Origin of the sequence: Herbiconiux daphne (genome assembly GCF_024979295.1) — a bacterium.
GTDB classification, from domain to species: Bacteria; Actinomycetota; Actinomycetes; order Actinomycetales; family Microbacteriaceae; genus Herbiconiux; species Herbiconiux daphnes.
In genome coordinates this window covers 1-4,081 of sequence record NZ_JANLCJ010000028.1, presented here as the reverse complement: position 1 = coordinate 4,081, position 4,081 = coordinate 1, and the positions used below count along the sequence as shown (strand labels likewise).

The window sequence follows — 4,081 nt, the reverse complement described above, 5'->3', positions numbered from 1 at the left end:
GCCTGGGGGGGGGGGGGGGCGGGGGAGGATGAGGCGAACCAAAGCAAAACCGAACCAGGAAACAAGCACTTTCGCCTTCTAAGGCCCCTAGAAGGCCTTGGGAAAGGTGGGGGGGCAGTCCAGTACCGGGCTACCTCTTCCAACGCCTTCTAGGCCCCCTACAACGCCCCAGAGAGGCATCCCCGGGAAGGGATCCTAAGCCCCCCCCGGGGAGTGCGGGGGGGGCAGGCCCCGAAGGGGCCGGGGGGGGTGGGTGGGGGCTGCCTGGCCGCCAGGCGCTGCGCGAAAGCAGCAGTTTCGCGCAGGGCGGGTTTTCCCTGCGCGAAACGTGCGCTTTCGCGCGGCGGCCAGGCCCGCCAGGGCCTGGCGTACCTGGCGGCCAGGCGGTGGGCTGGCCTATCCTGCCCCATGCGCTGCAAAGGGGGGATCCTCGAGGGGTACTAGCTGGGGCCGGCTGGGCGGGCGGGTGGGATTCCCCCGGCCCCTACCCATCTACCGCCTGGGGCCGTCAGGCCCCGGGGGGGTGCAGGGGGGGCCGCCAGGCCCCCCCGCCTCCTCACGCCCAAGGTAAGGACTCCTCCCCTTCCAGCCAGGCCAGGACTTGGCTCCGGGTGCTGACTAGGCCTTGCATGGTTTCCGGGTAGACCAAGTGCCAGGCCTCTGATCCTCGAGGCGTGCGGCTTACCACCCAGGCCGTGCCTCCTAGGGCCCGGGCTGCGGCCCTCAATGCCTGAACCTCGAGGGGTGAAGCGTTGCCCCCCGCCTTGCATTGGATAAGGGCCTTCCTTCCGCCATGCCAAGCCACCAGGTCGGCGGGCCCTTTGCTCCCTGCAGACCGGATAACCCAGATGCCCCTGCTCCTCAAAGCAGCCGCTAAGGCTCTTTCAAAGTCGGCTCCCTTCCGATACCGGTTCATATGCCTAAAGCTTAAGGCAAAAGGTCTTTTATCTTAAGGCAAGAGGGCTTGAATCTGGGTTAAAGGCTTTTCGGTTAAAGGGAGAAAGCTGTGTATGGCATAACGCCGGCGCTAAGAGCGTAAAAGGAAAGAGGAGCTTTACGCTCCTCTTTCGGCAAGGTAGAAGCGGCAAAAGCCCTAAGGAGGCAAGGGGATTTTATCCTGACCGGTCAGGGAACGGTAGAAGCTACGCACGTTCTTCTCCCAAGCGTCCCATTCCTGCGGGTTGGCGTTGTAGCCTACCCGGGCAAGCCAGGTGATAAAGCACGGGTAGGTGCGCTCCCTGGTCCAGCGTGCCCATTCAACCTCCAGTTCCGCAAGGACGGCGGCAAGGACCCGGACAAAGGAGGCCTTCCTGGCCTTCCAGCGGTCCCGAAGGGGCAGATACCCAAAGGGCACGCTAGCCCGGCAATCCCCTTCCGCTAGGAAGATTGCCCAGGCCAGGGGCCACTTAACCGCTACTGGCAAGGAGTCTTGCGGAGATCCAGGCACACGTACACCTCATGACCGTTGAGGGGGATCTTCCCCAGCACCAGGGGGGAGCTACCGCCCTTGGTAGCCCATTCCTGGATGGCCCACTTGAGAAGGGGCCAGGCCATGGAGAGAACTACCCGCCACATAGGGCTAACCTATCGGGGTGATTCGGGCGCTGGTAAGGACCCTTTGACCCTTCCAGCCGTAAGCGTGGACAAACTCAGCGGCCAGGTAGAGGCGCTTGCCATTGACAAGGCCCCCAAAGCGTTCAAGGTAGGCGGGGAAGAGCTCAGCGGGGGACGCAGTCCCCGGGGGGAGAATGGTGAGAAGGCGAAGCTTATGGGCTACGAAGGCCACCCCGGGGTTTAGGGGCTCGGTGGCCCAGATGAACAGGTAGGTGTCGGCGGGTACTGGGGAGGGGGAAAAGTCAACGTTGAGGATAGCGTCTATCGGGTTGGCGGTGACGTTGGTGATCTCTGGAGCGCCTACCTCGACTACCGGGGGAGGGTCATTCAGGGGCTCCAGGCCCATAAGGGCGCGAAGGCTATTCAGGCGGGTGTACAGGTTAATGCCGGTTAGGGTGATGCTATCGCCAAAGACATCCCGCACGGGGGTAGAGGCGGCGGCTTGCCGCCATGCTTCCTGCTGCTCATCGGTGAGGACCTGGGAGAAGCGGCGGGAGAACGAAGTGAAAAGCTCCCTGACCTCTAGCTGCCTAGACGTGCGGGGCTGGACTGGGGAAACCTTCTGCCGGATGTAGTTCCCGAACGTGTTGCGGCTATGGACCTGGCCCGCGATGGAGCCTCTAAGGTCCTGGATACCACCACCGTACTTGACCTTGGCCATGTTGCCCTCCTGGGCTCAGTCTAGCACAATATCCCCGCCACCTTCTTCCGGAGGGGGTTCGGCTTCGGTGAACCATTCCCAGGTGTCTACCCCTTCCCATGGGCCTTGCCAGCCCTTCCCCCCCACGTAGACGTTGCGCCATATGCGGCTACCCGCAAAGAACTCTTCCGAGTCGGGACCCCAAAGGATATCCGCGGGTTGGGTCCAGCAGGAAGGGGGGGCGTCCCCGCAGGGGTTCATGCGCGTGGGGAAGATGTACCGACACCCAAGCTTACCATTGGGCCAGCGTAACCGGACCAGGAAGCATTGGGGGGAGGCCTCCTCTATGGTGGGCCATTCCCAGGCCCCGGAAGGTATGGGAGGAGGGGCGGGGTCCGGGCCATAGTAGACCTCGTAGAGGGCCATGACGTAGCCATTCCCTCCCTCCCAGAAGAAGCCGGCGTAGTATTGCACAAAGACCGCCCAGGGGTAGGAAATCCTTTGCTCCCATACGTGAGCCACTATCCGAGGCCCTTCGGAAGGGGGAGCCTTCTCCCAGGGGCAACCTGGGTAGTAGCGCAAGGTGGATCCCTTAGAGCGGGCTACCGTGCCCCACCGGGAGGTGTGCTGCACCGCCCCCAGTTCGCTGAGGTCCCAGGTACCGCCTTCCAGGGGGGTCGTTCTTTTGACCTTGGCCACGGCTACCCCGATACTATCACCGGCTATAGTTACTACAACGTTTTGCCGTATTGAAGGGCCTTTGGCATGCTAAGGGTGCCCTAAGGAGGGGGCACGGTATGGGACAAGACGGCGAGAAGGCGTTGATCGGGATCCTGTGGGTGCTCCTGAAGGAGCTGGCTAGGCTGGAGGCGTTTGCCTGTTCGGCGGCCCAGTACATGAAGGAGCTGGGCCTCGATGATGAGGCGAGCACGCTTTGGGACTTGTGCACGGTGGCCAGGGACTGGGTGGAGGAAGTAATGGACTGGGTTATGAACCTTGCGCAGGGGAAGGGGGGCAACGATGAGTGAGGCCCAGAGGGTGGTACTTCAGGAGGCGGCGTATTGCCGGAAGTGCGGGAAGTTGCTGGAGCCTGGCACGGTGGTGCGGGCGTACCCCAGGCAAGGGGGCTGGGCGTATTACCACGCGGATCGCTGCGAGAAGTCGGCGGGCGTGGATCCACGCCCTTCGCCGGGTGGACGGCCTTCCCCGGCCCCTACCCCTACCCCTACCCCTAACCGCCCCACCGGGAACCAGGAGCTGGTAAGCCTGAAGGACCTGGTAGCGGTGGAGCAAGAGAAGCTTAAGACCCTGATACTGCTAGTTCAGGAGATCCGGGACTTGCACGCAGACCTTCACGATCTCCATAAGGCCCTAGAAGGGCAAGTGGCCATGGCGATCGGGATTAGCGATGCCCTGAAGGAGCTGGTGCAGGCCGTGAAGAGGCTACACCCATCGTCCGCGTAGGCTGGCTTGGGGGGCTTACGCCCCCCGCCCCGCCCCTTAAGGGCGGGGTTTGGCTTTTCCGGTACAACGCCGCTGCATTTGGCCCACCACACCCCCCTTAAGAGACTAAAGCCCTGACGGAAGGCAGGGGTGCAGGGGTCCCCGCCTTCCGGCAGGGAGCAGGGAAGGGAGCGTGGGGGTAGGGGAGAACATACCGAAAGCGCGGTTCGGTTTAGCGCGCTGCGCTAGCAGCGCGCTGGGGCCGCGTACGCGGCCCCGAGGCCCCCGCCCCCGGGGAGAGGCCGACGGGGGGGCGGGGGCCGCCATCCAGCGGAAGGCCTTCCTGCTGGAAGCCAGCCCAGGCCTTCGGGGAGGGGGGGGTGG

4 protein-coding genes are annotated in these 4,081 nt (G+C 63.9%); 2 read left to right on the top strand and 2 right to left on the bottom strand.

All coding sequences use genetic code 11. The features are described from left to right. Nucleotides 1–556: 556 nt before the first annotated feature. Together N1032_RS28460 and N1032_RS22110 are read right to left on the bottom strand one after the other, a co-directional pair. Nucleotides 557–916 (bottom strand): restriction endonuclease, encoded by a 360-nt coding sequence (locus N1032_RS28460; protein WP_407933067.1) that lies wholly within the window; start codon nucleotides 914–916, stop codon nucleotides 557–559. A gap of 663 nt (nucleotides 917–1,579) precedes the next feature. Continuing rightward, nucleotides 1,580–2,275: a hypothetical protein gene (locus tag N1032_RS22110; protein WP_259542369.1), complete on the bottom strand. Its 696-nt coding sequence runs from the start codon at nucleotides 2,273–2,275 to the stop codon at nucleotides 1,580–1,582. A 776-nt stretch (nucleotides 2,276–3,051) separates the two neighbouring features. On the opposite strand from N1032_RS22110, the gene N1032_RS22105 reads away from it, so the two are divergent. Together N1032_RS22105 and N1032_RS22100 are read left to right on the top strand one after the other, a co-directional pair. Beyond that, entirely contained in the window at nucleotides 3,052–3,282 is a 231-nt protein-coding gene (locus N1032_RS22105; protein WP_259542368.1) for a hypothetical protein, read from the top strand. Between the two features lie 256 nt (nucleotides 3,283–3,538). Further along, nucleotides 3,539–3,718 (top strand): hypothetical protein, encoded by a 180-nt coding sequence (locus N1032_RS22100; RefSeq protein ID WP_259542366.1) that lies wholly within the window; start codon nucleotides 3,539–3,541, stop codon nucleotides 3,716–3,718. The last annotated feature ends 363 nt before the right edge of the window (nucleotides 3,719–4,081 follow it).

Bases quoted from the DNA above. Each gene is read 5' to 3' on its own strand.
- N1032_RS28460 (WP_407933067.1), bottom strand. From the start codon at position 916: ATGAACCGGTATCGGAAGGGAGCCGACTTTGAAAGAGCCTTAGCGGCT.
- N1032_RS22110 (WP_259542369.1), bottom strand. From the start codon at position 2,275: ATGGCCAAGGTCAAGTACGGTGGTGGTATCCAGGACCTTAGAGGCTCC.
- N1032_RS22105 (WP_259542368.1), top strand. From the start codon at position 3,052: ATGGGACAAGACGGCGAGAAGGCGTTGATCGGGATCCTGTGGGTGCTC.